At 65.8% G+C, this 22,225-nt stretch carries 22 protein-coding genes; 10 read left to right on the top strand and 12 right to left on the bottom strand.

Going from position 1 to position 22,225, the window contains the following annotated elements; all coding sequences use genetic code 11:
• Window positions 1–1,611: a phosphoenolpyruvate carboxykinase gene (locus tag IGS74_RS05310; protein ID WP_192391391.1), complete on the bottom strand. Its 1,611-nt coding sequence runs from the start codon at window positions 1,609–1,611 to the stop codon at window positions 1–3.
• Window positions 1,612–2,024: 413 nt separating this feature from the next.
• On the opposite strand from IGS74_RS05310, the gene IGS74_RS05305 reads away from it, so the two are divergent.
• The 5 genes from IGS74_RS05305 (at window position 2,025) to IGS74_RS05285 (ending at window position 5,920) form a co-directional block, all read left to right on the top strand.
• The gene (locus tag IGS74_RS05305; RefSeq protein WP_060604783.1) at window positions 2,025–2,726 is read left to right on the top strand and encodes a response regulator transcription factor; all 702 of its coding nucleotides are present in this window, start codon (window positions 2,025–2,027) and stop codon (window positions 2,724–2,726) included.
• Between the two features lie 84 nt (window positions 2,727–2,810).
• Window positions 2,811–4,580, top strand: coding sequence for a stimulus-sensing domain-containing protein (locus tag IGS74_RS05300; RefSeq protein ID WP_192391388.1), 1,770 nt, complete (start codon window positions 2,811–2,813; stop codon window positions 4,578–4,580).
• Window positions 4,577–5,002 (top strand): hypothetical protein, encoded by a 426-nt coding sequence (locus IGS74_RS05295; RefSeq protein ID WP_192389951.1) that lies wholly within the window; start codon window positions 4,577–4,579, stop codon window positions 5,000–5,002. The genes IGS74_RS05300 and IGS74_RS05295 overlap by 4 nt, the downstream gene beginning before the upstream one ends.
• 204 nt (window positions 5,003–5,206) lie before the next feature.
• A complete protein-coding gene (locus tag IGS74_RS05290; RefSeq protein WP_192389949.1) occupies window positions 5,207–5,608 on the top strand; it encodes a PTS sugar transporter subunit IIA in 402 nt (133 codons plus the stop codon).
• Between the two features lie 3 nt (window positions 5,609–5,611).
• Window positions 5,612–5,920, top strand: a complete 309-nt coding sequence (locus IGS74_RS05285) for an HPr family phosphocarrier protein (RefSeq protein WP_192391385.1) — start codon at window positions 5,612–5,614, stop codon at window positions 5,918–5,920.
• 37 nt (window positions 5,921–5,957) lie between these two features.
• On the opposite strand, the gene IGS74_RS05280 is transcribed toward IGS74_RS05285, so the two are convergent.
• Genes IGS74_RS05280 through IGS74_RS05265 form a run of 4 tightly spaced genes read right to left on the bottom strand, consistent with a single transcriptional unit; the run spans window position 5,958 to window position 8,952 of the window.
• Entirely contained in the window at window positions 5,958–7,457 is a 1,500-nt protein-coding gene (locus IGS74_RS05280) for a tripartite tricarboxylate transporter permease (RefSeq protein ID WP_192389947.1), read from the bottom strand.
• Between the two features lie 4 nt (window positions 7,458–7,461).
• Entirely contained in the window at window positions 7,462–7,629 is a 168-nt protein-coding gene (locus IGS74_RS05275) for a hypothetical protein (RefSeq protein ID WP_281413063.1), read from the bottom strand.
• Between the two features lie 12 nt (window positions 7,630–7,641).
• Window positions 7,642–7,938, bottom strand: coding sequence for a hypothetical protein (locus IGS74_RS05270; protein ID WP_192389945.1), 297 nt, complete (start codon window positions 7,936–7,938; stop codon window positions 7,642–7,644).
• 36 nt (window positions 7,939–7,974) lie between these two features.
• Complete coding sequence (locus IGS74_RS05265; protein ID WP_192389943.1) at window positions 7,975–8,952, bottom strand: tripartite tricarboxylate transporter substrate binding protein; 978 nt, start codon at window positions 8,950–8,952, stop codon at window positions 7,975–7,977.
• Between the two features lie 151 nt (window positions 8,953–9,103).
• Here IGS74_RS05265 and IGS74_RS05260 point away from each other — a divergent pair, with 151 nt between their 5' ends.
• Window positions 9,104–9,787, top strand: coding sequence for a GntR family transcriptional regulator (locus tag IGS74_RS05260; RefSeq protein WP_192389941.1), 684 nt, complete (start codon window positions 9,104–9,106; stop codon window positions 9,785–9,787).
• Between the two features lie 3 nt (window positions 9,788–9,790).
• Here the strand turns inward: IGS74_RS05260 and IGS74_RS05255 are convergent, their stop codons facing one another.
• Window positions 9,791–10,510, bottom strand: coding sequence for a response regulator transcription factor (locus IGS74_RS05255; protein ID WP_039188315.1), 720 nt, complete (start codon window positions 10,508–10,510; stop codon window positions 9,791–9,793).
• Complete coding sequence (locus IGS74_RS05250) at window positions 10,498–11,799, bottom strand: GAF domain-containing protein (RefSeq protein WP_245282911.1); 1,302 nt, start codon at window positions 11,797–11,799, stop codon at window positions 10,498–10,500. Before IGS74_RS05250 ends, IGS74_RS05255 begins: the two co-directional genes overlap by 13 nt.
• 223 nt (window positions 11,800–12,022) lie before the next feature.
• Here IGS74_RS05250 and IGS74_RS05245 point away from each other — a divergent pair, with 223 nt between their 5' ends.
• The 4 genes from IGS74_RS05245 (at window position 12,023) to IGS74_RS05230 (ending at window position 16,484) form a co-directional block, all read left to right on the top strand.
• Complete coding sequence (locus IGS74_RS05245; protein ID WP_192389939.1) at window positions 12,023–13,036, top strand: substrate-binding domain-containing protein; 1,014 nt, start codon at window positions 12,023–12,025, stop codon at window positions 13,034–13,036.
• 66 nt (window positions 13,037–13,102) lie between these two features.
• Window positions 13,103–14,584 carry a sugar ABC transporter ATP-binding protein gene (locus tag IGS74_RS05240; protein ID WP_348641884.1) on the top strand — a complete coding sequence of 494 codons (1,482 nt, stop codon included), beginning with the start codon at window positions 13,103–13,105 and terminating at the stop codon, window positions 14,582–14,584.
• Window positions 14,581–15,525: an ABC transporter permease gene (locus IGS74_RS05235; protein ID WP_206688215.1), complete on the top strand. Its 945-nt coding sequence runs from the start codon at window positions 14,581–14,583 to the stop codon at window positions 15,523–15,525. Before IGS74_RS05240 ends, IGS74_RS05235 begins: the two co-directional genes overlap by 4 nt.
• On the top strand, window positions 15,522–16,484 hold the full coding sequence (locus tag IGS74_RS05230; protein ID WP_039188310.1) for an ABC transporter permease: 963 nt from the start codon (window positions 15,522–15,524) through the stop codon (window positions 16,482–16,484). The genes IGS74_RS05235 and IGS74_RS05230 overlap by 4 nt, the downstream gene beginning before the upstream one ends.
• 52 nt (window positions 16,485–16,536) lie before the next feature.
• Here IGS74_RS05230 and IGS74_RS05225 read toward each other — a convergent pair whose 3' ends face one another.
• The 5 genes from IGS74_RS05225 to dnaG form a co-directional block, all read right to left on the bottom strand.
• The gene (locus IGS74_RS05225; RefSeq protein ID WP_192389937.1) at window positions 16,537–16,932 is read right to left on the bottom strand and encodes a BA14K family protein; all 396 of its coding nucleotides are present in this window, start codon (window positions 16,930–16,932) and stop codon (window positions 16,537–16,539) included.
• 26 nt (window positions 16,933–16,958) lie between these two features.
• Entirely contained in the window at window positions 16,959–17,204 is a 246-nt protein-coding gene (locus IGS74_RS05220) for a hypothetical protein (protein WP_245282976.1), read from the bottom strand.
• 283 nt (window positions 17,205–17,487) lie between these two features.
• Window positions 17,488–17,856 carry a hypothetical protein gene (locus tag IGS74_RS05215; RefSeq protein WP_246722956.1) on the bottom strand — a complete coding sequence of 123 codons (369 nt, stop codon included), beginning with the start codon at window positions 17,854–17,856 and terminating at the stop codon, window positions 17,488–17,490.
• Between the two features lie 176 nt (window positions 17,857–18,032).
• On the bottom strand, window positions 18,033–19,997 hold the full coding sequence (gene rpoD, locus IGS74_RS05210) for an RNA polymerase sigma factor RpoD (RefSeq protein WP_039188307.1): 1,965 nt from the start codon (window positions 19,995–19,997) through the stop codon (window positions 18,033–18,035).
• A gap of 253 nt (window positions 19,998–20,250) precedes the next feature.
• Window positions 20,251–22,179 (bottom strand): DNA primase, encoded by a 1,929-nt coding sequence (gene dnaG, locus IGS74_RS05205; RefSeq protein ID WP_192389935.1) that lies wholly within the window; start codon window positions 22,177–22,179, stop codon window positions 20,251–20,253.
• Window positions 22,180–22,225 lie beyond the last annotated feature (46 nt).

The raw sequence follows: 22,225 nt of genomic DNA, 5'->3' as shown, positions 1-22,225 counted from the left end.
CTACTCGGCAGCCAGCGCGATGCTGGGCGCGGCCTTCAGCACATCGGCGTCCACATGCGCCTCGAACTTCTGGAAGTTCTTGCGGAACATCTCGGAAAGGCGACGCGCCTGGGCGTCGTACGCAGCCTTGTCCGCCCAGGTCTCGCGCGGATCGAGGATCGCGTCTTCGACGCCGGGTACGGCGACCGGCACCTCGAAGCCGAAATTCGGATCGGTGCGGAACTCGACATTGCGAAGCGATCCGTCGAGGGCGCTGGCAAGCAGCGTACGCGTCACGCGGATCGGCATCCGCTTGCCGGTGCCGTAGGCGCCGCCCGTCCAGCCGGTGGACACCAGCCAGCAGTCCACCCGATGCTCGGCGATCAGGTCGCGCAGCAGATTGCCGTATTCCGAAGGATGGCGCGGCATGAACGGCGCGCCGAAGCATGTGGAGAAGGTCGCCTCGGGCTCGGTCACGCCACGCTCCGTGCCGGCCACCTTTGCGGTATAACCGGACAGGAAATGGTACATCGCCTCGGCCGGGGTCAGCCGGGCGATGGGAGGCAACACGCCGAAGGCATCGGCCGTCAGCATGACGATGTTGCGCGGATGGCCGGCACGCCCGGTTTCGCTCGCGTTGGCGATGTAGTGCAGCGGGTAGGCCGCGCGGGTATTCTCGGTCAGGCTGCCATCGTCGAAGTCGGGCACGCGGCGGTCGTCCAGAACCACATTTTCCAGCACCGTGCCGAAGCGGCGCGTGGTGGAGAAGATCTCCGGCTCGGCCTCGGCCGACAGGCGGATCGTCTTGGCATAGCAGCCGCCTTCGAAGTTGAAGACGCCGTGCTCGCCCCATCCATGCTCGTCGTCACCGATCAGCGTGCGGTGCGGGTCGGCCGACAGCGTCGTCTTGCCGGTACCGGACAGGCCGAAGAACACGGCCACATCGCCATCGGCGCCGACATTGGCCGAGCAGTGCATAGGCATTACGTGCTGTTCGGGCAGAAGATAGTTGAGCACCGTGAAGACGGATTTCTTCATCTCGCCGGCATAGGCCGTGCCGCCGATCAGGATGATCTTGCGGGTCAGGTCGCAGGCGATGACCGTCTCGGAGCGGACGCCGTATTTGGCCGGGTCGGCGCGGAAGGACGGCAGGTCGATGATGGTCAGGTCCGGCACGAAGCTTGCCAGCGCCTGCGCGTCCGGACGGATGAGCAGGTTGCGGATGAACAGCGAATGCCAGGCGAATTCGGTGACGACCCGCGTGTTGATCGCGTAGTCCTTGTCGGCGCCGCCGACGAGGTCCTGCACGAAGAGATCGCGCCCTTCGGCATGGGCCTTGAAGTCGGCGTAGAGCTGCTCGAACGCGGCGGGCTCCATCGCATTGTTGTTGTCCCACCAGATGCGCGCATCGGACTCGCCGTCGCGCACGACATACTTGTCCTTGGGGGAGCGCCCGGTGTGCTGCCCCGTCGTGGCCAGGAAGGCGCCATGGGCCGTCAGCCGGCCTTCGCCCCGGCGGATGGCGGCCTCGACCAGATCGGCTTCGGTCAGGTTCCAGCGTACGGAAGCCAGGCCGGAAAGCCCCGTCGTCTCGATGCCGCTGGCCGGATTTCTCTGCCCGATTTCTTCCATCGTCATGTCGCTCCGCAAAGTTGCGAGGCCGCGCGGGCGGCCCCGGCCAGGACAACGCCCCAGCCTCTGCATCGGCAAATACGTGGCCGCAACAGAAACAGCAAGGCATTTTTAAAGGGTTACTATCATCCGACAGTAATTCAATCGTTTCAAAAATTTATCTCATGATTTAAATCGTTTTATTCTTCCTTTGGCGCATCAGACCCCCGGCTATTATTTAATCACCGGTTTATCATGAACTGCCTGTCCACCGGGCATCCGGAAAGCGCCGACCGGGCGGTCACCGCTCGTCGAAGGCCCGTTCGCGTCCAGCTTGGGGAGACCGCTGGCATGCTCGGCGATAATTGTGGTAGAAATGCCACAATTGCCCGCCAGATATGCAGGCGATCGCGATTTTAGGAGATTCTTCGCACATGCCCACCATCGCACTGGTCGACGACGACCGGAACATCCTGACGTCGGTTTCGATCGCGCTCGAGAGCGAAGGCTACCGGGTCGAAACCTATACGGACGGGGCGTCGGCGCTGGAGGGGCTTCAGGCCAGACCCCCGCATCTGGCGATCTTCGATATCAAGATGCCGCGCATGGACGGCATGGAGCTTCTGCGGCGTCTTCGCCAGAAGTCCGACCTGCCCGTCATATTCCTGACGTCCAAGGACGAGGAGATCGACGAACTGTTCGGCCTCAAGATGGGCGCCGACGACTACATCCGCAAACCGTTTTCGCAGCGGCTTCTGGTCGAGCGCGTCAAGGCCATCCTTCGGCGCGGCGCCCCGCGCGACGCGACGGCCAAGCCGGGCGCCAACCCCGAGGCTTCGCTGGAGCGCGGCCAGCTTGTCATGGACCAGGAGCGCCACACCTGCACCTGGATGGGAAAGCCGGTCACGCTGACCGTAACCGAATTCCTGATCCTGCATTCGCTGGCGCAGCGGCCGGGTGTCGTCAAAAGCCGCGATGCCTTGATGGATGCGGCCTATGACGAGCAGGTCTATGTCGACGACCGCACCATCGACAGCCACATCAAGCGGCTGCGCAAGAAGTTCAAGGCCATCGACGACGATTTCGACATGATCGAAACGCTCTACGGCGTCGGCTACCGCTTCCGCGAAATTTGACGAATTTTGCTGTCGCGCATTCGACGCGCGAGTGCTAAGGCACGGACAAGAAACAGGAATTGTGCCTTGGTATCAACGACGGACATGCGCGAAGAGCCCCGCAGGTCCGCCCGCCGCGCGCGTTGGCGGCGGGTACCCTTCGTGCGGCGCGCGCTCCTGCGCTTCCGCTGGGTGCTCGGCCATACGATCTTTTCGTCGCTCACGCGCCGCATCATCTTCCTGAACCTGGTTGCTTTGCTGGTGCTGGTCTCCGGCATACTCTATCTCAACCAGTTCCGGGCGGGGCTGATCGATGCGCGGGTGGAAAGCCTGCTGACGCAAGGCGAGATCATCGCCAGCGCCATCGCCTCGTCGGCGACGGTGGAAACCAACTCCATCTCGCTCGATCCGGAGCGCCTGCTGGAACTGCAGGCCGGCGCCACGCTGACACCGGGCATGGACCTGTCGGACAGCCTCGACTTTCCCATCAACCCCGAACGGGTCGCGCCGCTCCTGCGTCGCCTGATCTCCCCCACGCGCACGCGCGCCCGCATCTACGACCGCGACACCAACCTGATCCTCGATTCGCGCCATCTCTATTCGCGCGGCCAGATCCTGCGGTACAATCTGCCGCCGGTGGAACCGGCCGAACGCGGCGGCTTCGAATGGCTGGGTGACGAGGTCGGCAAGCTCTTCCGCAATTCCAGCCTGCCCATCTATCACGAGACGCCCGGCGGCTCCGGCAGCACCTATCCGGAGGTGCTGAGCGCCTTGACCGGCGGCCCGTCGACCGTTGTCCGCTCGACGGAGAACGGCGAGTTGATCGTGTCCGTCGCCGTCCCGATCCAGCGGTTCCGCGCCGTGCTGGGCGTACTGCTGCTGTCGACGCAGGGCGGCGACATCGACAAGATCGTGCAGGCCGAGCGGATGGCCATCGTGCGCACCTTTGCCGTTGCCGCGGCGGTGACGGTGTTTCTGTCGATCTTCCTGGCCTCCACCATAGCGACGCCGCTGCGCCGGCTATCGGCCGCGGCGGTGCGCGTGCGGCGCTCCGTCAACGCCCGCGAGGAGATCCCCGACTTCGGAGACCGCGCCGACGAGGTGGGGCATCTGGCAACATCGCTTCGCGACATGACGAACGCGCTTTATGCGCGCATGGATGCCATCGAATCCTTTGCCGCCGATGTCAGCCATGAATTGAAGAACCCGCTGACCTCGCTGCGCAGCGCGGTCGAGACATTGCCGCTGGCGCGCAACGAGGAGTCGCGGCAACGCCTTCTGGCCGTCATCCAGCACGACGTGAAGCGGCTCGACAGGCTGATCACCGACATATCCGACGCATCCCGCCTCGACGCCGAGCTTGCGCGCGACCTGTCGGACATCGTGCATATGGACAGGCTGGCGGCTTCCGTCGTGGATGGCGCGCGCGCGCACAGCCGCGACGGGCGCCAGGTCGCCATCGACCTTGCCGTGGAACCGCCCCCCCAGGGCTTGAAGGGATTTGCCGTGGCCGGCCACGATCTGCGCCTCAGCCAGGTCCTGACCAATCTCATCGACAATGCGCGATCGTTCGCGGCCGAGCCGGGCGGCCGGGTCGGCGTGCGGCTGAAGCGATCCAGGACGCGGGTGATCCTGATCGTGGAAGATAACGGCCCGGGCATACAGGCCGAGAAGATCGAACGCATCTTCGAGCGCTTCTACACCGACCGGCCGGCCGGCGAGGCCTTCGGCCAGAATTCCGGCCTCGGCCTGTCCATCAGCCGGCAGATCGTCGAGGCGCATGCCGGTACGCTGACCGCCGAGAACATCCGGTCGGACACCGCGCCGGGAGGCGTTGCCGGAGCTCGCTTCATCATCTCTCTGCCGGCCGCATGAGCGGCGGCAACCGGCATGGGTGCCTCGTCGCCATCGACGGTCGGGGTGTCCTGATCCTCGGAGCGGCGCGGTCCGGCAAATCGGCCCTGGCGCTCTGTCTGATCCGCCTGGCCCGCCGCGAGGGACGGCAAGCCGCCCTCGTGGCCGACGATCAGGTTCTGCTGCGACGGGAAGGCGACCGGCTGGTCGGTGTATCGCCGGCCTCCATCGCCGGGCTTCTGGAAATTTCCGGTGTCGGCATCGTTCAGCAGGCCACCCTGCCCGAAGCGGAGATATCGCTGGTCGCGACCCTGTCGACGGAGCCTCCCCGCCTGCCGGACCTGCCCACCGCCGAATTGTGCGGCCTACCGATTCGCCAGGTGCATCTGCACAGCCGGGAGGCGACGCTTGGCGCGGAAATCATCCTCGAAGTGCTGGGGTAACCTGAAACTTAAGGTTGCACCGCACACAAATCGCGCCGCCCGTGCGGCGCCGAGAACACCCGCGAAAGGGCGGTTTGCATCAATTTTCGTTGTAATCTCGAATAATTCCATCTGTTGTCGTCCGGCATCTTGCGGCCCGCAGGAAGCAGGCGCACAATCGAAGGCTGCCTCGGAATTGCGCAAGCGTGGAGACTATCGACAAGCATGATCGGACTGGTTCTCGTAACCCACGGCCAACTCGCCAAGGAGTTCAAGGCCGCTGTGGAGCATGTCGTAGGTCCGCAGGAGGCTTTCGAGACGGTATCGATCGGACCGGACGACGACATGGAGCAGCGACGTGAGGACATCGTCACCGCCGTGCGCGCCGCCGAGAAAGGCGATGGCGTCATCATTCTCACCGACATGTTCGGCGGCACCCCGTCCAACCTTGCCATCTCCGTGATGGACGAGGGGAATGTCGACGTATTGGCCGGCGTCAACCTGCCGATGCTGATCAAGCTTGCCCGCGTTCGGGAGAACCGTCCCATGGAAGCCGCGCTGGTCGAAGCGCAGGAGGCCGGCCGCAAGTACATAGCGGTGGCAAGCCGCATTCTCGCAGGGAAATAGATGATGGTCGATGCTGTGACGCAACCGGGCCCGGCCACAATCGCAACATCGAGGACCTTGTCCATCATCAACAAGCGCGGGCTGCATGCGCGCGCGTCCGCCAAGTTCGTCCAGACCGCCGAGGGCTTCGACGCCGAATTGACGATCAGCCGCGACGGCTTCTCGGTCGGCGGGCGATCCATCATGGGCCTGATGATGCTGGCGGCCAGCCAGGGCAGCACGATCGAGGTGACGGCCACCGGGCCGGAGGCCGAGGGCGCCATAGAGGCGATCGCCGACCTCGTCGCCAATCGCTTCGGCGAGGACTGCTGAGCAGAGGCGCTCAGGCTGCCCGCTCAGGGCCACCCGCTCAGGCCGCCCGCGCGGGCCGGTGCGCCTGACGCCAGGCCCACAGGGCCAGCGGCAGAAGCCAGACCAGGATCGTAAAGACGCCGAGGCCGGCCGCGATCGGCCGCTCGAAGAAGCCCATCGGGTTGCCGTCCGCCTTGATCATCGAAGAGATGAAGTTCTGCTCCAGCATGGGGCCGAGCACCAGGCCCAGGATGGCGGGGGCGATGGGAATGTCGTTCTCTTCCATGAAGAAGCCCAGCAGTCCGAAGAACAGCATCATGACGATGCCGGCCATGGAGTTGTTGATGGCGAACGCCCCGACGATGCAGAACATCAGGATCATCGGCATCAGCATTGCCGGCGGGATCGACAGGATCGGCCGCGCGCCACGGATCGCCAGCCAGCCGAGGGGCAACATGATGATGTTGGCCACCAGGAAGACGATGAAGATCGCGTAGATCGACGACGGATCGTTGATGAAGATCGCGGGGCCGGGGTTGATGCCCTTCACATACAGCACGCCGATCACGATGGCGGTGATGGAATCACCCGGGATGCCGAACACGAGAGCGGGGATCCAGGCGCCGCTGACGGACGAATTGTTCGCCGAACCGGCCTCAACCAGGCCCTCGACATGGCCCTTGCCGAATTTTTCCCTGTGCTTCGAGAAACGTTTGGAAATGGCGTAGGATATCCAGGCGGCGATATCGGCGCCGGCCCCCGGCAGGATACCAAGCGCCGTGCCCGTTATGCTGCCCCGCGCCGCCTGCACCGGGTAGGTCTTCAGGTTCTTCCACTGCGACTTGAAGATGCCCCCGCCGTCCATCCTGGGCACCACGCCGCGCGGCGTCGTCGACGTCACGGTGCGCAGCACCTCCGACACGGCGAACAGGCCGATCATCGCCGGAATGAACTGGATGCCAGCCATCAGTTCGACGTTGCCGAAGGCGAAGCGCGGCTCTCCCGACGGATTGTCGATGCCGATGGTGGCGAAGAACAGGCCGATGAGCAGCGAGATCAGGCCACGCGTCGGCGAACCCGGCGACACGAAGACGGCACAGGACAGCCCCAGCAGAACCAGAAAGAAATATTCCTCGGAGCTGAATTTCAGCGCGATCTCCGCCAGCACAGGCGACAGGGTCATCAGGACGATGGACCCGAACAGCCCGCCGATGGCCGAAAACACAAGCGCCGCCCCGAGGGCGTCATCGCCCCTTCCGCTGACCGTCATGCGGTAGGCGTCTTCGACATAGGCGGCATTGGCGGGCGTTCCGGGCATGCGCAGCATCGCGGCCGGTATATCGCCGGCAAAGATGGCCATCGCCGTCGCCGTCACGATGGCGGCGATGGCCGGCACCGGTTCCATGAAGAAGGTCAGCGGCACCAGCAGGGCGGTCGCCATGGTGGCCGTCAGCCCGGGGATGGCCCCGACGAACATGCCGAAGATGGCCGACAGCAGGATCACGCCCAGAACATAGGGCTGGAAGACGAGGGCCGCCGCCTGTTCGATAATCATCATGGAATCACCCGAGGAACGAGAGCCATTCGGTGCGCGGCAGCGGCACCAGGAGCATGCGTGAGAAGGCGTAGTAGACGACGAGCGTCGTCGCGATGCTGGCCAGCGCCGCGATATGCGCCCGGCTGCCCAGTGCCAGCATCAGCGCGAACAGGCCGATGAAGCTGGTGGGGATGAAGCCGAGCGTTTACGAGAAGAAAATATAGAACAGGATGACGGCCAGCACCGCCAGCGCCGACAGCACCGAGCGGCGTGACCCCGTCCACTCGGACAGATGCGGCTTCAGGGCCGCCGGCAGCGTCCTGAAGCTCATCGCCATCATGTAAAGCCCGAGCGCGATGCCGCACCAGGCGATCAGCCGCGGCATGGTCCCGGCGCCGTAGTCCTGCCCCGGTATGGGGGCGAAGGCGCTCGATGCATAGAGCAACCCTGCGGCCAGCACGGCGGTAAGGACGCCGAGCTGGAATTCGCTCAATCTGATCATGCCTGAACCCCGGTGGTAACCGCGAAGAAGGGCCCGCTACTTGGCGAGCCCGGCCTTCTTCATCACTTCGCCGAGCGTCGCATCGTCCTGCGCGACGATCTGGGTGGCTTCCGCGCCACCGGCCCAGCGGACGCCGAAGCCACGGTCGCGCATGAAGGTCTGGTACTCGTCGGTGTTGTAGACCTTCTCCAGGGCCGCCTCGAGCTTGGCCTTCACATCGTCGGGAAGGCCCTTGGGCGCGGCAACGGTGCGCCAGACGGACAGGGTCCAGTCCGAATCCAGCGCCTCCTTGATCGTCGGCACGTCGGGGAAGGCCTCCTGCCGGCTTTCCGACATGGTGCCGAGCGCCTTGACGCGGCCGGCCTCGATCATGGAGCGCCCCTCGGCAAGCGACGAGGGGATCAGGTCGACGCCGCCGGCCACCATATCGGTGATCCCGGAAGCCGCTCCCTGGCTGGGTACGAAGGTGACGTGGTTCGGCGCCAGATCGTGCGACAGCAGCCAGCCGGCAAGGCCGAGATGCCAGATGCCGCCCTGCCCCGTGCCCGAGGCCTTGAAGGTGCCGGCGGGCTGTTGCTTGATGGCCGCCAGAAGAGCCGGCGCATCCTGATAGGGAGAATCCGCCGATACCATCAGGCCGGCCGGATCGGAATTCATCATGGCGAGGATGTCGAAATCCTCATAGGTCATCTGGGTCAGGCCCATCCAGTGCATCATGTCGATCTCGATCGTCATGATGCCGATCGTGTAGCCGTCCGGGCGGGCATTGGCGATGGCGCTATGCCCGACCACGCCCGAGCCGCCGGTGCGGTTGACGACGTTTATCGGCACGCCGAGTTCCTGCTGCAGCAGCGTGGCGACGATGCGGCCGACCGCGTCGGTCCCGCCGCCGGCACCCCACGGCACGATCATCTGGATCGGGCGCTGCGGAAAATCCGACTGGGCCGCGGCCGGCAGAACGCCGGCTGCCATCAGCGCCAGGAGCGAGGATGCGATAAATGTCCGTCTGTGCATGATACCTCCGCGTGTACCCATACAATGGATACATTGATGGCGACCTGTCGCCGCTGACCGTTTCCTGCGGGCCTGTTTCGGCCTCTTGCCAAGAACTATCCTTAGTACGTACCATCTTGTCAATGTATACATCGTGGATTGAATTTCGGCGATGACAAGTGTCGAGCATGAGCAGCGTGGGACGGCCTCAGCGCGCGAGCGGGCCTACGAAAGCCTGCGGCAAAGGATATTGCTCGGGCATCTGGCGCCGGGAACGACTCTGCTTGAATCGGAGGTAGCCTCGCTTCTGTCGATGAGCCGGACACCGGTGCGCGAGGCCCTGATCATGCTGGAGGGCGAGCATCTGATCGATATCCGTCCGCGCCGTGGGATGACGGTGCGCCGGCAGTCGCTGAAGGACCTGATGCAGATCTACGAAGTGTTCTCGGCGCTCGAGGCCATGGCCTGCCGGATCGTCGCGCGCGAAGGGCTTGCGCCCGGAGTACACGCGCGGCTGAACCAGTTGATGACGGCGATGGAGCGCGCGACCGAGAAGGAGGATGTCGCCGGCTGGTCGGAACTCGACGACGCGTTTCACTGGGCGATCACGGAGGCCAGCGGCAATGAGCGCCTGCAGGCGACTCTGAGGACCTATTGGGCCGAGCAGTTTCGGGCGCGCATGGCCATCGTTCCGTATCGCCCCCTGCCCGTCCGCTCCAATATGGAGCATCGCCGCCTTGTGGATGTTCTCGTGTCGGGGGACGAGTCCCTGGCGACACAGGCGCTTCAGTCGCACCGCGAACACGCCGACGCCATGGCCATCGAACTCTTCCGCGCACATGCCCTGTCCGGCTGAGCGTCAGCGCCGGGACCGGCCTTTCAACCAGCGCGCAAGGTCCGCTTCGGCCTCTTCCAGGCCCGAGCGGTTGATAAGCCGCCGCAGCAGTGCAAGGCTTACGGCCCGCGTCCGGAAATTGATCGCTTCAGCGGGCATGTCCTCGCCATAGATGCCGAGCTTGTCGTAAACCTGCTGCAGCCGGTTCTGCACGCTGCGCAACGACAGACCGCGCCGCTCCGCGATCAGCCGGTCCGTCAGGCCCAGCGCGACGTCCACCAGAATCTCGTATTCGACGTCCGACAACCCCTCGAAATGGCTGGCGGCCTTTTGCTGCACCGTGCGGATTTCGCGGTCGATGACGCATTGGCCTTCCACGAAGATCCCGCGCACCGCCAGGGTCAGTCGTTCCTCGGAAGCGGATTTGAGTACATAGCCGTAGGCCGCGCCGGGCGGTACGATGCGCGAAACGCCGCGCACATAGGCTTCGTCGGCATAGTTGGACCAGAACATGATCGCCGTGTCCGGCCGCTCGCGCCACAGCGTGCGGGCCATGTCGACGCCGGTGCGCCGGGGCATCTGCAGGTCCACCACCACGTTGCGCGCGCCGAGGCGCCGGGCGATCGCCTCGCCTTCTTCGCCGTCGGAGGCTTCGTAAAGGCTGCTGTCGGGCAGCGCAGCCGCGATCACGTCGCGCAGGAACGCCCGGTGGACGGCATCGTCCTCCACGATCAGGACCTCCATCGGGCATCCTCCTCCAAAGCCAGCGACAGGGTGACCTGCGTTCCCGTTCCGTCGCTCCGCCGCTCGATCTCGAGTTCGGCCGATACCAGCCGTGCCCGCGTCTGCATGTTGCGGATGCCGCCGGCACGTCGGCGGCGCAACGGCGAATCGAAGCCCACCCCATCGTCCCGGACACCGATATACAGCGCATGGTGCCCGCCGGGCACCATGCGCACCTCCACCTCCACCTCGATGCGGGACGGTTCGGCATGCCGCACGGCGTTGTTGACGGCCTCCTGCACGATGCGGAACAAGGCGATGCGCAGGGCCGGCGCAAGCCGGTCGACGGCCCCGGCGCTGCGGTCGACGAAACGTCCCTCGATACCGCTTCCGGAATCGCCGAGGGCTCGCTGCAGGAAATCCTCGACCCCGTCGGCGAAGCCGAACAGTTCGAGGATGTTGGGCCGGGCATCGTCGATGATCTCGCGCAAGCCCGCCATGCAGCGCTGCATCGCTCCGGACAGCGCAGCGATCTCGCCCTTGCGGGCATCGTCGACCGCCTCCAGCCGGGCGAGGCGGCGCTCGATCCGCGTCAGGTCCGCCAGGGTCTGGTCGTGCAGGTCCATGCCGATCCGCTGGCGCTCGTGCTCCAACTCCTCCGTCAGCCGCAGGGCCCCTTCCCGCAGGCCCTCTTCCCGGGCGCGCACGGCGGCCTCCTCGATGGCGGAACGGCGAAGCTCCTCGGCGGCGCGCAGGGCATAGAGGTAAGGCGCCAGCGTATCGGCCAGATGCTGCGCCAGCGGGATATCGGTGCGGCGATAGAACCCTTTGTCGTGCTTCGAGCAGGACAGCGCCCCGATGATGTCGCCATGCACGATCAGCGGCACATGCAGCCGGCTGCGCAGGTTCTGGTCGTGGATCGGGTGGTTGAAGGCGCCGTCGAAGCAGAAGCGCGGATCGTTCACGGCATCGTCGCTGATGAGGAAGGGCTCGACGCCCATCAGGAGATCGCGGATCGGGCTGCCGACCACCGGGTGCATGGCCGGCGTCAGGCCCCAATCCGTATGCAGTCCCGCCTCATAGGCGACATGCATGTCGCGATGGACGATGCACACGTCCAGATGGTCGTGCGGCAGCACCTCCTGCATCTCATGCGAGACGGCCTGGATGGCGGACTGGAAATCCAGCCGGCCGGCCATGGCGCGGGAAATACGCAGAAGGTGACGGAACACCGCTTCGTGCCGCATGGCGGGACGGCGCGCCGTCCGTCGCACTTCTTCCGCCGCATCACTGTATCGCATCGTCGCCATGGGTCCAGCGCATCACCTTTCGCCTGTCCTGCCTACGCGCATCCTAGCGCAAATCGACCGGCCCCTGGCACGCCACTTGCGCGAACCCGCAAAGCATCTGCGATGAAAGGGTTGGACAGGAACGGCGGGAGCGGAAAGACTTCGCATCGGGTCGCGGCCGGACACACGCTGTCCAGGGCCAGGTACGGGAGGCCGCGCGACGCATTCGAACAGGGAGGAACCCATGATCCGACGCAGCATCCTTTTGTTGTCGACCGCCACGCTTCTGGCAACGCCGCTGGCGGCCAGCGCCGAGACCGCCGATAAGACCATCGCCCTTTCCAACAACTACGCCGGCAATTCGTGGCGGCAGGCCATGCTGGAAAGCTGGAAGACCGTTACCGGGAAGGCCGTCGCCGATGGCGTCGTCGCCGCGGCCGACGCCTTCACCACCGCCGAAAACCAGGCCACCGAGCAGGCCGCGCAGATCCAGAACATGATCCTGCAGGGTTACGATGCCATCGTCATCAACGCCGCATCGCCGACCGCGCTGAATGGTGCCGTCAAGGAAGCCTGCGACGCCGGCATCACCGTCGTTTCGTTCGACGGCATCGTGACGGAGCCTTGTGCATGGCGCGTTGCGGTGGACTTCCGCAAGATGGGGTCCGACCAGCTCGACTATCTTGCCGGCCGCTATCCGGACGGCGGCAACCTGCTCGAGATCCGCGGCCTGCCGGGAACCTCGGTCGACTCCGAGATCCACGAGGGCATCGCGGCGGGCGTACAGAAGCATCCCAGCTTCAAGATCGTATCCGAGGTGCAGGGCGACTGGACCCAGACCGTCGCCCAGCGCTCCGTAGCCGGTGTGCTGCCCTCGATACCGCAGGTCGTCGGCGTGGTGACGCAGGGCGGCGACGGTTTCGGCGCGGCGGAAGCCTTCGCGGCCGCCGGCCGCGACATGCCCACCATCATCATGGGCAACCGGCAGGATGAGCTTCTCTGGTGGAAGCAGCAGAAGGATGCGAACGGCTACGAGACCATGTCGGTTTCGATTGCGCCGGGCGTATCCACCCTCGCCTTCTGGGTTGCGCAGCAGATCCTGGACGGCGAGGAGGTCCCGAAGGACCTGGTGGTTCCCTTCCTGTCCATCGACCAGGCGGGCCTCGAAAAGGCGTTGGAAACGACCCAGGAAGGCGGCGTCGCCAACGTCGAGTACACGCTGGACGATGCCCGCAAGGTCATCGCCGAGGCAAAGTAAGCGCTTTGGCGTTCCGCGTGCGGCACCTGCCGCGCGCGGAGGCCCCGACAGGACGGACACGACATCATGACCGCAATGGACGACCGGGCCTCCCCGCCACTGGTATCGCTGGGCGACATCGCCAAAAGCTTCGGCGCCGTCAAGGCGCTGGGCGGCGTCAGCCTCGACCTGAAGCGGGGGGAGTGCATCGGGCTCGCCGGGCATAATGGTGCCGGCAAGTCGACGCTGATGCAGGTGCTGGCCGGCAATTTGATGCCCGATACCGGGCGTTTATCCATCGACGGTTCGCCGGTTTCCGACGGCTTCGGCGTCGCCGCCGCCAATCGCGCCGGCATTCGCTGCGTGTTCCAGGAACTGTCGCTCTGCCCGAATCTGACGGTCGCCGAAAACATGCGGATCCGGCATCCGTCGCTGAAGGGCTTCGGCTGGCGTCGCCGTGCGGCGGCGCTGTCGCGCAGCAGCCTCGATACGATCTTCCCCGGACATGGCATCGGCGCGGATGATCTCCTCTCCGATCTGGCGCTCGGCCAGCGGCAGATGGTGGAGATCTCCATCGTCTTCGCCGTTTCCGATTTGGCGCCGCGCCTGATCATCCTGGACGAACCCACCTCCTCGCTCGACCAGACGGTGGCGGCGCAGTTGCTGGCGCATGTGCGCCGCTTCGTCGAAGGTGGCGGCAGCATCGTCCTGATATCCCACATCCTCGGGGAAATCCTCGCCACATGCGACCGGATCGCCGTGATGAGCGATGGCCGGATCACGCAGTTGCGACCTGCCGCGCAATTCGACCGGGTATCGCTGGTGGAGGCGATGGGCCATGTCGTGGCCGAGACCGCCCATGCCGGCCCGCAGGCGAAGGCGCGGACCGGGCCGGTCGTCGCGACGGCCGCACCGCCGCGTCAGGGCAACGACCGGCGCCTTGTCGCGCACAAGGGCGAGATCGTGGGCCTTGCCGGCCTTGCCGGACACGGCCAGACGGCGCTTCTGGTCCTGATGCAGAATGCCGGTGCGCGCGGCTCCCGCTTCGCGCGGCTGTCGGGCAAGGTCGCCTTCGTTGCCGGAGACCGGCAGAGCGACGGGGTCTTTCCGCTCTGGTCCATCGGGCAGAACATCACCGTCCGCTCGCTCCCCGCGCTTCGAAAGATGGGGTTGATCGACAAGGCCGCGGAGGCCGGCATGGCGTCGGACTGGCGTACACGCATCGGTATCCGTTCTCCCGACATGGACAACAACATCCTCACTTTGTCGGGCGGCAACCAGCAGAAGGCGCTGTTTGCCCGGGCGCTCGCATCCGACGCCGACATCATCCTGATGGACGATCCGATGCGCGGCGTCGACATAGGCACAAAGCAGGATGTCTACGCCCTGATCCGCGCCGAGGCGGCGCGCGGTCGCACCTTCATCTGGTACACGACGGAGTTCGACGAGTTGCTGAGTTGCGACCATGCCTACGTCTTCAGGTCCGGGCGGATCGTCGCGGACATGCCGCGCGACGAACTGACCGAGGCCCGCGTGCTGCAGAGTTCCTTTGCGGAGGATGCGGCTTGAAGCTGGACCCGACATCGCCGCGCGTCATGCGGGCGCTTCTTCCACCCGTCTCCCTCGCCCTGCTGCTGACGGCGATCTTCATCATCCAGCCGAGGGCCATGAGTTTCATGGGCCTCAACCTGATGCTCAACCTGGCGCTGCCCATCGCGCTCGCCACCATCGCGCAGATGTTCATCATCGCCATCAACGACATCGACCTGTCGATCGGCAGTTTCGTTTCGTTCGTGGCCTGCATCGGCGCGACGCTCCTGAACGATACTCCCCTTTTGGGTATCGCCGCCCTCGCCGGCTGCATCGCGGTCTACGCGCTGGTCGGTGCCCTCGTGCAATGGCGCAACCTGCCTTCCATCGTGGTCACGCTGGGCATGTCGTTCGTCTGGCTCGGCGCTGCGGTCCTGATCCTGCCATCGCCCGGTGGCAGTGCCCCGGCATGGCTGCAGGCCATCGTCAAGTTCCGCACGCCCATCGTTCCGTTCGCCCTGGTGGCCAGCGCGATCCTGGCCCTGGCGGTCCACCTGTTCCTGATGCGCTCCTCGATCGGCACCGTCCTGCGTGGCGCCGGCGGCAATCCGCAGGCGATGGCGCGGGCCGGCTGGTCGCTGCTGAAGGTGCGGATGACCATGTATGCGCTGGCCGGCTTCTTCGGCGTGCTGGCCGGGCTGGCCCTGGTGGGCCTGACGACCGCGGCCGATGCCAATATCGCGCTGCGCTATACGCTTCTGTCCATTGCCGGCGTCATTCTAGGCGGCGGCGAGTTCACGGGCGGACGGATCTCTCCCGTCGGGGCCGTCATCGGTGCGCTCACCCTGACGCTGGCTGGGTCGCTACTTGCCTTCCTGCGCATCTCGCCCGACTGGCAGATCGGCGCGCAGGGCGCCATCCTCATCCTGGTGCTGGCGCTGCGCGCCCTCGTCAACCGTGCCGAAAGGACATCCGCATGAGCGCCCTTGCCGCAATCCGGGATTTCGGCCAACGCGTTCCTTCGGCCTTTTCCTTTGCCGGGGCGGTCGTGATCTTCTTCGCCACCATCGCCGCCTCGGGCGGCGCGGGGTCCGGGCAGGTGCTGACGACGGCGCTCACCTTCGCCACCATGTATGTCATCGTCGGCCTCGGCCAGATGTTCGTCATCACCACCGGGCCCGGCAACATAGACCTGTCCATACCGGCCACGATTGCACTTGCCGGCGCCGTGGCCATGCGGGTGATGAACGGCGACAACGCCATGATCCTGCCAGGCGTCGCCTCGGCCCTCGCCGTCGGTGCGGCTGTCGGTTGCTTTAACTACGGGCTGATCCGCCTTCTATCGATCCCGCCGATCATCGCCACCCTCTCGGCCAGCTTCCTGGTCATGTCGAGCGCCATCGCCTTCGGCCGCGGCCTGCGCGTGCGCCCGCCCTCGGCTTTCGCCGACTTCGCGACGGGACGGATAGCCGGCATTCCGATCCTTGCCATTGCCACGCTTCTGCTGACCGTCGCGATGGCCGTGCTTCTGCACCGGACGGTATACGGCCGGTCGGTCACCGCTATCGGTCAGAACAGCCGTGCCGCAGGGCTGGCCGGCATCCGCGTGGATCGCGTGCGCTGGGCGACCTATGTGCTTTCGGCCGCCCTGGCGGGGTTGTGCGGCGCCGTCCTGGCCGGTTTTTCCGGCGGGGCGTCCCTCAACATGGGGGAAGAGTATCTGCTGGCGTCCATTGCCGTCGTCGTCGTTGGCGGTACGTCCGTGGCCGGCGGGCAGGCCAATGTCGCAGGGTTGTGGGGCGCTTCGCTGTTCATGTATCTGCTGGTCACGATGTTGAACACCTATGGCGTCAGTGCCGGGCTGAGGCTGCTCGTCACCGGGCTCATCATCATCGCCATCATCACCATCGCCGGCGGCAAGAAGACCGGCCGGGCATGAAAGAGGCCGCCTGAACGGGTCAGGCGGCCTTGGACATGCTATTTTGAAGGACTTACCGGCATACGGCGCGGACGCCCGGCCGGATGAAGTAGGTGTTGGTGCGCGGATCGTATGTCCGGTATCGGCGCGAGCAGGCAACCTGGTGAGAGCTGAGCCCCCGGTAGGCCGACGGCGGGCCCCGGCGTTCCCAGCGGTCGCGCTCGTAGCGTCTGCGGTCGCGCTCCCAGCGCCTGTCGCGGTCGTAACGCCGGTCCTGGTAGCGCGGTCCACCACGGTTGCGCCATTCCTCGCGGCGTTGCACCCCGCGCATGATCTCGCGGAAGTCACCCTGCGCCATGATCACCGGCCGGGAGGACGTCTCGACTGGAGCGGGTCGCGCAATCGTGGCTGCGGCCGCCGGCAAGGGAGCCAGGGCCCAGTTGCCGGCGAACAGGCAAAACGCGATCACTGCCCGCCACTTCGACGTGGACCCTGTCATCCGCGATAGCCGCGCGGACAGGCCGCCACGTAACGGCTTCCGTTACTGTCGCGGTAAACGCATTCGTTGGGCCGGCTTGCCGAGCCGATCAGCGCACCCGCCGCAGTGCCCAGGGCGCCACCGATCAACGCACCGCCAAGGTCGCCGGATGCGGCCGCGCCGATCGCCGCGCCACCCAACCCGCCGATTGCGGCCGGAGCCGCTATGTCCCGATCGACGGACTGGCAACCCGCCACCGCCATCAACAGCGCCGCACAGCCGGCAATCGTCACTTTCCTCATCTGGGTACGCCTTTCATCGACAGGCCGGCGCGCGCACGCCGGCGGTGAACGAACACGAACGCTCAACTGTCGATTACGAAATTTGTTCCCGGCAAAAAGAAAAGCCCGCACCGGGGGAGGACCGGGCGGGCTCTTAAAGTTGCGGGCTGGGAGGAGGTAGCCCGCTGGCGACGTTGATCGCATAGTGACGGCCGACGAGGTAGTCCGCCCTGCGCATGGCAGCCATGCGCGCGGCGGGGGTCCGTCAGCGCTGGCCGATCACGGGGCAGCCGCGCGCATTGGCGAAGCGCACCATCGCACGCCCACCACGGTCCCTGCCCGCCACGGTGACCGTGCGCCGGCCGGCGTCAACGACGCGGGCACGGCGCAAGCCCATGTGGTCGGCCTTGCGCAAAGCCTGCCGGGCATCGCAACCGCCGCGCTCCCGCTCGCGCCAGCGGTCGTGCCGATGATCGTAGCCTCGGCCCTGCACCTGGATGACCGGGGCGGAGCCGACGCCGATACGCAGTTCCTGCGCAGCGGCGGACATGCCTGCGAGGCCACCTGCCGCTGCGGTTGCGCCGCCGGCCAGAGCCAGGGTCAGCATGGCGGAACGAATGAGTTTGCCGAACATGATGGGGCCTCCTTCAAGGTCTGTTCTGCCCGGCTGTCCGGGCCTTCGAACGTGACCTTGCGCCGTGGCGACTGAACCGATGTGGAAGGGTCCGTTCAGCCGGCGTTCACCCACGATGCAGAAAGGCCGGGCGCTGGGCGCCCGGCCTTGGACTATATGATACTGCGGCGAACGGCTTAGCTGTCGAGGAAGCTGCGCAGCTTGCGGGACCGCGAGGGATGCTTGAGCTTGCGCAGGGCCTTCGCCTCGATCTGCCGGATACGCTCGCGCGTGACCGAGAACTGCTGCCCCACCTCTTCCAGCGTATGGTCGGTGTTCATGCCGATGCCGAAGCGCATGCGCAACACACGTTCCTCGCGCGGGGTCAGCGACGCCAGGACGCGCGTGGTCGTCTCGCGCAGGTTGGCCTGGATCGCTGCATCGATGGGCAGGATCGCGTTCTTGTCCTCGATGAAGTCGCCGAGATGCGAATCTTCCTCGTCACCGACCGGCGTCTCGAGGCTGATCGGCTCCTTGGCGATCTTCAGGACCTTGCGCACCTTTTCCAGCGGCATGGCCAGCTTTTCGGCCAGCTCTTCCGGTGTGGGCTCGCGTCCGATCTCATGCAGCATCTGGCGGCTGGTGCGCACGATCTTGTTGATCGTCTCGATCATGTGCACCGGAATGCGGATGGTGCGGGCCTGGTCCGCGATGGAGCGGGTGATGGCCTGCCGGATCCACCATGTCGCATAGGTGGAGAATTTATAGCCGCGCCGATACTCGAACTTGTCCACCGCCTTCATCAGGCCGATGTTGCCCTCCTGGATCAGGTCCAGGAATTGCAGGCCGCGATTGGTGTATTTTTTCGCGATGGAGATGACCAGGCGCAGGTTGGCTTCCACCATTTCCTTCTTGGCCTGCCGCGCCTCCCGCTCGCCCTTCTGCACCATGTGCACGATACGGCGGAATTCGGTGATCTCCAGCCCCGTCTCGGTGGCAAGGTTCTGGATTTCCTGACGCAGGCCCCGGATGTTTTCCTTTTCGCCCTGCGCGAACTTCGTCCAGCCCTTGCCCGACAGATTGGCGATATGCCGGGTCCAGTTCGGGTCCAGCTCGGCGCCGTGGTAGCTCTTCAGGAATTCCTCGCGCTTGACGCCATGGCTCTCGGCCAGCCGCAACAGCTTGCCCTCGCTGCTGACGAGACGCTTGTTGATATCGTAGAGCTGCGCCACCAGCGCATCGATACGATTCTGGTTCAGCGACAGCGACTTGACCTGCGCTATGAGGTCTTCCTTGAACTTGCGGTAGCTGCGCTCCTGCGCGGGCGACAACGTGCCCTGTGCCGCCAGCCGGTTCTCGACCTGCTGGTCCTGCAACTTGCGCAGCCGCTTGTAATTGTCCGCGACGAGGTCGAACGTCGCCATCACCTGGGGACGGATCTCCGCCTCCATGGCCGCAAGCGACATGTTGCTCTCGAGGTCATCGTCCTCGTCTTCTTCCTCACCGCCGCCGGGCTCCGGTTCGGGCTGGACCTCATCGGCGGTCGGCGCGGGCGCGGCCGGCATCTTCGCCTCGGGGCCGGCATAGGTCGCCTCGAGGTCGACGACCTCGCGCAACATGATGTTGCCCTCGTTCAGCTCGTCGCGCCAGATGATGATGGCCTGGAAGGTCAACGGGCTTTCGCACAGCCCGGCGATCATCGTTTCGCGGCCGGCTTCGATACGCTTGGCGATGGCGATCTCGCCCTCGCGCGACAGAAGCTCCACCGAGCCCATCTCGCGCAGGTACATCCGCACCGGATCGTCCGTCCGGTCGCCGGCCTCGCGCTTCTGGGTGGTGGCAACCGCGCTGCCGGCGCCCGTCTCGGCGACTTCGGTGCTCGATTCCTCGGTGTCGCGCTCCTCGGCCTCTTCCGACTCGTCTTCCTCGACGACGTTGATGCCCATGTCGTTCAACATGGCCATCGTGTCCTCGATCTGCTCGGAGGTCACGTCATCCGCCGTCAGGACGGAATTGAGCTTTTCCATGGTGACGAAGCCGCGCTTCTTGGCGGCCTTGATCATCTTCTTGACGGCGTCGTCCGACAGGTCCAGCAGAGGACTGTCTGGCGTCTCCGGACGCTCTTCGACGGCCGCTTCGCTTTCCTTGACCCTAGTCGCCATTCGCGTATCTCTCCAATTCGCGTCAGCCGCGTCCGGCGAACCGCCACATGACTAGCGCCAAGGCGGTAAATTCTCGATGAACCGGACAGGCGGCCGAAACCGCCCGACTTGCAGCTCCGGCGATTCGCTCAAGAACCGCCCGGCTACGCCAATTATAACAATCCATAATTCCGAAGATGCCGCTATGAGCACCGTCTCTTTCGATTTCACCCTTTGGAGTCAAGGCCATGCGCTAAAAAAACAGGGACCGCGCCTAGATGCTGCGGGCCGGACGACCGGACAGCAGCCCGAAACCGTCGATCAACGCCTCGGTACCGGCAAGATTATCCATTTCCTGCTTGATCGCGACGATCTGCGCATAAGCCTGCTCCGTCTGCTCGGCGGCAAAAGCCACTTCCGCGTTCCGGAGTTCCCTATGTAGGAAACGCTGGCGATGCTGCAAGTGAAGCGCCTGACGAAGCGCCTCACGGGCATCTTCCACGGCGGCCTCCGCCAGGAACATCCAGTCCCTGTTGGCGCGCACCCGCGCCTCCAGCGCGTCGAAGACCCCCCGCAACCCCCGCCCCTCCAGTGCCGACAGGATCGCCTGCCGGTCCAGCGCCGGGGCCGTCATCGCCACGTCCAGAACCGCCGAGCGCAGGCGCGACAACGCGCCGTCGGGCAGTTCCAGCTCGGCGAGATAGTCGAAGGCTTCCGCGATCAGCAATGGATGGTTGATGAAGCCGACGACGATGCCGACCTCGCGCATCGACCCCTGATCTGCCCGGCCGGCCGATGAAGCCAGGCCGGAGCGGATCAGGCGATCGGACACGGCCGAGCGGCGCGGCGCGCCGGCCCGCTGTGGGCCCCGCCCCCCGGCTTCGCCGCGGCGCATGCCGCCACGCCCCTGGCCGGGCGGAGGGCCGAAAAACCCCGAAAGGCGCTCCTGGAGATCCTGCTGGTAATGGCGGCGCACGCTCTCGTCGGCGATCTGCCGGCTCAACGTCCGCAGGCGGCTTTCCAGCTCGGCCCGCCGCTCGGGCGTATCGAAGACCCCGCCGGCCGTCTCGCGCGTCCACAGCATGTCCGCCAGCGGCCGGGCGCCGGCCAGGATCGCGTCGAACGCGTCCGCCCCCCCTTCGCGGACGACATCGTCCGGATCCCGTCCCCCTGGAAGAAGGGCGAAGCGCAGCGAGCGGCCCGGCTTGAGCAGCGGCAGGGCGACGTCGGCGGCGCGCTGGGCCGCCTTGACGCCCGCCGCGTCGCCGTCGAAGCACAGGATCGGTTCCGGCGTGGTGCGCCACAGGAGATCGAGCTGGCGGTCGGTCAACGCCGTGCCCAGCGGCGCCACCGCGTGGCCGATGCCGGCCTGGTGCAGGGCGATGACGTCGACATAGCCCTCCACCACGATCAGCGTGCCGCCATCGCGCGCGGCGCGGCGCGCCCGCGCCAGATTGTACAGCGTCGCGCCCTTGTGGAAGACGTCGGTCTCCGGCGAGTTCAGGTATTTGGCCGGTGCGCCGGGTGACAAGGCGCGTCCGCCGAAGGCGATCACCTTCTCGCGCGCGTCCTCGATCGGAAACATGATCCGGTCGCGGAAACGGTCGTAGGAAACGGCGATGCCATCGCCGTGCACGACGAGGCCGGCGGCCTCGATCACGGCGCGGCCGACACCGCGACCGGCCAGAAACTCCTTCAGGCGCGACCGGCTGTCCGGCGCGTATCCGATGGAAAAGGCCGCCTGCGCCGCACTACCGATGCCCCGGTCGCGCAGATAGGCGCGCGCCTTGGCGCCATCGGACTCCTGCAGGGCCTGGCGGAAATAGTCGCGCGCCAGGGCCAGCGCGTCGATCTGGCTGGTGCGCGCCTCCTGACGCAGTTCGGCCTCGGGGTCGCGCTCGGGCATCGGCAGCCCGGCCTCGCCCGCAAGGCGTTCCACCGCCTCGGGAAAGCTCATTCCCTCCAGGTCCGTCAGGAAGCGGAAATGATCGCCCGACACGCCGCAGCCGAAGCAGTGATAGCGTCCCTTGGAGTCCTCGCAGTGGAAGGACGGGGTCTTTTCGCCATGGAACGGGCAGCAGGCCCAGTAGTCGCCCTTGCCGGCCTGTGACTTGCGGCGGTCCCAGGTGACGCGCCGGCCGATGACCTCCGAGATCGGGATGCGGCTCTTGATCTCTTCAAGGAAGTGCGGGGGAAACCTCATGGCAGACATATCGGCCAGAGCGGCGGACAAATCCAGACATTCTCCC

The sequence above is a fragment of the Aureimonas sp. OT7 genome (assembly GCF_014844055.1).
Taxonomy (GTDB): domain Bacteria; phylum Pseudomonadota; class Alphaproteobacteria; order Rhizobiales; family Rhizobiaceae; genus Aureimonas; species Aureimonas altamirensis_A.
This window is presented reverse-complemented; position numbering and strand designations above follow the sequence as displayed.